This is a genomic window from Thauera sp. ZXT1-4, assembly GCF_052598215.2.
Genome location: NZ_JBQWSN020000063.1, coordinates 1 through 5111 on the forward strand (window position 1 = coordinate 1; position 5111 = coordinate 5111).

The following is a 5111-nucleotide window of genomic DNA, read 5'->3' on the forward strand; positions in this document are numbered from 1 at the left end:
TGCAGGATGCCGCCGTGGCGGGTGAGGGAGGGCCGCTTGCGCGGCACTGCCGCGCCGCTGCTGCAGACCGTCATCGCCCGGCTGATGAAGATGCTCACGCGCCGGGGCGTGCTGGTCGAAGACATGGGCCAGACCTACCTGGCCGAGCCGGATGCCGACGGCGAGGAGGCGCGCACGCTGCGGCCGCTGCAGGCCGCGGCCATGCCTTGCAGGCCGCGCCTGGCCAGTGGCCAGGCCCTTCGCCAGGCACAAACAGTCCACTGGACTGTTTGTGTCCGGGCTCAGCCTACCGAATCGCCTTCGGGCCGCGCGCCGGGCAGAAGGTGCTGACCCTGAGAGGCGCGATGCCGCGCGAGGACTGGGCCCGCCAGCCGCTGTGCGCCGACATCGACGGATTCAGCCTGCACGCCGCGGTGCGGGTCGAAGCCCATGACCGCAAGCGGCTGGAGCAGCTGTGCCGCTACATCACCCGGCCGGCGCTTTCCGACCAACGGGTGCAGGTCAATGCCGCCGGGCAGGTCGAGCTGAAGCTGAAGACAGCGTGGCGCGACGGCACGACGCATCTGGTCTTGAGCCCGCTGGAGTTCATGCAGCGGCTTGCGGCGCTGGTTCCCCGGCCGCGTCTGCATCTCATCAGGTTCCACGGCGTGCTGGCGCCGAACGCCAAGCTGCGGGCGCTGGTGGTGCCGCAAGGGCCCGAGGTGGAGGAACGGGCCACCGCAGCCGTTGCCGCCAGCGAATGCGTGGTCCAGACCGAGACTAACCCGGACCGGCCGGACCGACCGCACCGAATTGCTTGGGCGCGGCTACTCAAGCGCGTGTTCGACATCGACATGCAGCACTGCCCCAACTGCGGCGCCGGGGAACTGAAGATCATCGCGGCCATCCTGGAGCGAGCGGTCATCGAGAAGATCCTCAGCCATCTGGGGCTGGATCCGCAGCCGCCACCCCGGGGACGGGCGCGCGAGGCAGGGCAAGACTGAAGCTGCCTGAGCCGCGCCGGCCGTCACAAACACCTCGCCCCAGGCCCTCAGGCTGCCCTGCCAGCGGCAGCCAGGATGGCGCTGCGCCGCATGCCGGGGCGATGCCCACGGACTCAGGGTCAACCCTGATACCAAGGCCCAGCGAGCCCCGAGCGATCCGTCAGGGGCCAGGCCGAATCACGACAAGACGATGTCGCAGCCGTCAGTTCCAAGCCATCCAGGCCGGTATCGGCCGGCCACCCATGCATCAGTCGGGCTTTCCAGAGGCCAGAGGCAGGCCAGAGGCCGTTTGAAATTCCTATGCGCCTGTACGTCGACCAGGGCGCGGACAGCCCGTACCTGCGTTCGCGGCGCCTGTGGTCGGAGCCCGCGCACTGGATCGCCGGCCAGCCGCCCGCATCCGTGTTCCGCTGCTCGGCCCAGACCCGCTATCGCCAGGCGGACGAGCCCTGCGAAGTCCGGGTGAACGACGACGGCCGGCTTGAAGTCCGCTTCGACCGCCCGCAACGTGCGGTCACCCCCGGCCAGTCGGTCGTGCTGTACGACGGCGAGATCTGCCTCGGCGGGGCGGTGATCGAACGAACCGACGCTCCGCTGGAGCAACGCTTGGGAGCACATGCCGCATGACGCCTGGCCCGTCGCGACCGCAACCGATGTCCGAGCGCGCGCTGGCGCTGGCCGGACTCGTCCAGGCGCTGGCCCAGGTGCGCCGCATCGCCGAGACCGGCCAGGCCCACGCCGCCACCCTGGCGACCGCGATCGATTCGGTGTTCCGCTTCCAGGCGCCCAGCACCGCCGCGGTGTACGGCGGCGCCGAGCGCGTGCGCGACGGGCTGGTGCTCCTTCGCGATTACTTCGAAAGCCGCGGCCGGGACGAGCAGTTGCCGCGTCTGGCCCTGTCCGTGCTGCAACTGGAACGGCGGTTCGCGCAGGACGAGGACATGATGCGGCGGGTCCGGGAGGGACTGCAGGCGCAGACCGCGCGCGCCGCGCAGCTCGGCGGCACGCATCCGGACGTGCTGTCCGCGCTCGGCGCGCTCTACGCCGATACCCTGAGCCACCTGCGTCCACGCGTGCTCGTGCAGGGCAATCCGCATTACCTCGGACAGCCCGGGGTGGTCGCCGAGGTGCGCGCCGTGCTGCTCGCCGCCGTGCGCTCGGCCATGCTCTGGCGGCAGCTCGGCGGCAGCCTGTGGGACCTCACGCTGCGGCGCCGCGCGCTGCTGGAAGCGGTGCGCGCGCACCTCGGCTGAGACCGCGCAGGCATGCCGATCGTTGCAGGAAGGTCGCCGTTTCCGGCATAATTGGGCGCTTGACGCCGGCGCCGTCTCCGCGCGCCGCGCGGATTCTCCCCTCCTCGCTGCAGCCACGGAGCCCCACATGGCCGACTCCTTCGCCACCCGCGCGCATCTCGACCTCAACGGCAAGACCTACACCTACTACAGCCTGCCGAAACTGGCCCAGCGATTCGATCTGGCGAAGCTGCCGTACTCGATGAAGATCCTGCTGGAGAACCTGCTCCGGCACGAGGACGGCGTCACCGTGCTGCCCGAGCACATCGAGGCGGTCGCGAAGTGGGATCCGCTGAAGGAGCCGGACACCGAGATCGCGTTCATGCCCGCCCGCGTGGTGCTGCAGGACTTCACCGGCGTGCCCTGCGTGGTCGACCTCGCCGCGATGCGCGACGCGGTGACGCGGCTGGGCGGCAACCCAGCCCAGATCAATCCGCTGATCCCGTCCGAGCTGGTGATCGACCACTCGGTGCAGGTCGACGTGTTCGGCCGTCCGGACGCGCTCGACCTCAACGGCAAGATCGAGTTCGAGCGCAACAAGGAGCGCTACAGCTTCCTGCGCTGGGGCCAGAAGGCGTTCCGCAACTTCAAGGTGGTGCCGCCCAACACCGGCATCGTGCACCAGGTGAACCTCGAGTACCTCGCGCGCGTGGTCGTCGAGCGCGAAGTGGACGGCGTGCTGCAGGCGTTCCCGGACACCGTGTTCGGCACCGACTCGCACACCACCATGATCAACGGCATCGGCGTGCTCGGCTGGGGCGTCGGCGGCATCGAGGCGGAAGCGGCGATGCTCGGCCAGCCCTCGTCGATGCTGATTCCGCAGGTGGTCGGCTTCAAGCTGACCGGCCGGCTGCCGGAGGGCTCCACCGCCACCGACCTCGTGCTCACCGTCACCCAGATGCTGCGCAAGCTCGGTGTGGTCGGAAAGTTCGTCGAGTTCTTCGGCGACGGCCTGCAGCACCTGCCGCTGGCCGACCGCGCCACCATCGCCAACATGGCGCCCGAGTACGGCGCCACCTGCGGCATCTTCCCGATCGACGCCGAGGCGCTGAACTACCTGCGCCTGTCCGGCCGTCCGGAGGCGCAGATCGCGCTGGTCGAGGCCTACGCCAAGGCGCAGGGCCTGTGGCACGAGCCCGGCCAGGCGGAAGCGCAGTACTCCGCGGTGCTGCATCTCGACCTCGGCGACGTCAAGCCGTCGCTGGCCGGCCCGAAGCGCCCGCAGGACCGCGTGCTGCTGCAGGACATGCAGGCCAACGCGCGCGACGCGATCGCCGGCCTCACCGCCAAGCGCACGCCGAAGGCGGCGGTCGAGACCATGGCCGCCGAGGGCGGTGCGCAGCCGCAGGCCGCGCACCTGGCCGCCCGTCCGATCTCGAAGCTGCGCATCCAGGACCAGGACTGCGAGCTCACCGACGGCTCGGTGGTGATCGCCGCGATCACCTCCTGCACCAACACCTCCAACCCGGCGGTGATGCTCGGTGCCGGCCTGCTCGCGCGCAACGCCGCGCGACTGGGCCTGAAGGCCAAGCCGTGGGTCAAGACCTCGCTCGCACCGGGCTCGCGGGTGGTCACCGACTACCTGAAGAAGGCCGGCGTGCTCGACGATCTGGAGAAGCTCGGCTTCTACGTGGTCGCCTACGGCTGCACCACCTGCATCGGCAACTCCGGCCCGCTGCCGGACGAGGTCTCGCGCGCGATCGCCGAGAACGACCTCGTGGTCGCCTCGGTGCTGTCGGGCAACCGCAACTTCGAGGGCCGCGTGCACCCCGAGGTGAAGATGAACTACCTCGCCTCGCCGCCGCTGGTGGTCGCCTACGCGATCGCGGGCACGGTCGACATCGACCTGAGCAAGGACCCGCTGGCGCACACGCCCGACGGCAAGCCGGTCTATCTGCGCGACATCTGGCCGAGCAACAAGGAGATCGGCGACGTCATCGCCGCGACCATCGGCCCGGAGATGTTCGCCAAGAACTACGCCGACGTGTTCAAGGGCGACACCCGCTGGAACCAGATCGAATCGCCGGAGGGCGAGTCGTACAAGTGGGACGCCTCGTCGACCTACATCAAGAACCCGCCCTATTTCGACGGCATGAGCATGAACGTCGGCACCATCGACGACGTGCACGGCGCGCGCGTGCTGGGTCTGTTCGGCGACTCGATCACCACCGACCACATCTCCCCGGCCGGCAGCATCAAGAAGGACTCGCCGGCGGGCCGCTACCTGATCTCGCGCGGCGTGCAGCCGGCCGACTTCAACAGCTACGGCTCGCGCCGCGGCAACGACGAAGTGATGGTGCGCGGCACCTTCGCCAACATCCGCATCAAGAACCTGATGCTGGGCGGCGAGGAAGGCGGCAACACGATCTACTTCGGCAAGGACGGCTCGCGCGAGAAGCTGGCGATCTACGACGCGGCGATGAAGTACAAGGCCGACGGCGTGCCGCTGGTGGTGATCGCCGGCAAGGAATACGGCACCGGCTCCTCGCGCGACTGGGCGGCCAAGGGCACCAAACTGCTGGGCGTGAAGGCGGTGATCGCCGAGAGTTTCGAGCGCATCCACCGCTCCAACCTGGTCGGCATGGGCGTGTTGCCGCTGCAGTTCCTCGACGGCCAGAACGCGCAGACGCTCGGCCTCGACGGCACCGAGACCTACGACATCGTCGGCCTCGCCGACGGCCAGTCGAAGACCGCCACCGTCATCGCCCGCAAGGCCGACGGCGGCGAGGTCCGCTTCGAGGTGCGCGTGCTGCTGCTGACGCCGAAGGAAGTCGAATACTTCCGCCACGGCGGCATCCTGCATTACGTGCTGCGCCAGCTCGCCGCGAAGAAGGCC

The 5111-nt window shown here is 69.5% G+C and carries 5 protein-coding genes; all 5 read left to right on the forward strand.

Annotation, left to right across the window (positions count from 1 at the left end; all coding sequences use genetic code 11):
- Positions 1-330 (forward strand): hypothetical protein (locus ACUH78_RS18695; RefSeq protein WP_445334382.1); only part of this gene is annotated, 330 nt, incomplete at its 5' end.
- A gap of 14 nt (positions 331-344) precedes the next feature.
- Positions 345-983 (forward strand): transposase, encoded by a 639-nt coding sequence (locus ACUH78_RS18700; protein ID WP_445334383.1) that lies wholly within the window; start codon positions 345-347, stop codon positions 981-983.
- A 300-nt stretch (positions 984-1283) separates the two neighbouring features.
- Entirely contained in the window at positions 1284-1610 is a 327-nt protein-coding gene (locus ACUH78_RS18705) for an aminomethyltransferase beta-barrel domain-containing protein (RefSeq protein ID WP_445334384.1), read from the forward strand.
- A gap of 26 nt (positions 1611-1636) precedes the next feature.
- A complete protein-coding gene (gene hflD / locus ACUH78_RS18710; protein WP_144326907.1) occupies positions 1637-2236 on the forward strand; it encodes a high frequency lysogenization protein HflD in 600 nt (199 codons plus the stop codon).
- Between the two features lie 127 nt (positions 2237-2363).
- Positions 2364-5111, forward strand: a 2748-nt coding sequence (gene acnA, locus ACUH78_RS18715; RefSeq protein ID WP_445334385.1) for an aconitate hydratase AcnA, incomplete at its 3' end; no start/stop codon positions are given.

What these genes read in the sequence shown, in the direction of transcription:
- ACUH78_RS18700 (WP_445334383.1), top strand. Translation starts at nt 345, where the DNA reads ATGCCGCGCGAGGACTGGGCCCGCCAGCCGCTGTGCGCCGACATCGAC.
- ACUH78_RS18705 (WP_445334384.1), top strand. Translation starts at nt 1,284, where the DNA reads ATGCGCCTGTACGTCGACCAGGGCGCGGACAGCCCGTACCTGCGTTCG.
- hflD (WP_144326907.1), top strand. Translation starts at nt 1,637, where the DNA reads ATGTCCGAGCGCGCGCTGGCGCTGGCCGGACTCGTCCAGGCGCTGGCC.